This window comes from Shigella sp. FJ200513 (genome assembly GCF_040495915.1).
Taxonomy (GTDB): Bacteria; Pseudomonadota; Gammaproteobacteria; order Enterobacterales; family Enterobacteriaceae; genus ECMA0423.
On record NZ_JBDYCV010000184.1, the window covers coordinates 3,206 to 3,748 of the forward strand.

The window sequence follows — 543 nt, forward strand, 5'->3', positions numbered from 1 at the left end:
GTGGTCATGTTTTTGACTCATGGTTTTCTCTACTTGTCAAGGATAATTAATACGACTCACTATAGGGAGAAGGGACACAAAAAGTTTTCTCTTCTAGGACAACTAACCGTAACTTATCGCATCCTTTCAGGGGCGGGATGACCAATTACAGACACCAAGCGTTCTACTTAAAGTGAATGCTTCCTGTGTGCTCTGGGTCAGTCGATAAGTGAATAGCAATAAGACACAATCATCTTAATTATGGTCTCTAGTCCCTACAGGGGCTTAACTTAAAGTTAACTTAAAGACACAATTAAAGATTAACTTATAGTATTACTTAAAGTTAACTTAAAGACACAATTAGAGATTAACTTTAAGTATTAAATAAAAGATTTAATTAAAGACCAATTAAAGATTAACTCTAAGGGAATACCTTAAGGGGTGATGATATTTATAATAATCAATCACCAAACCTATAGGTCTTCTCTTGAAGTGGCACACTGAATTTGGCCACCTGAACAGAGGTGATATGCTCACCTCAGAACAACACAGGTGCTCCAATGA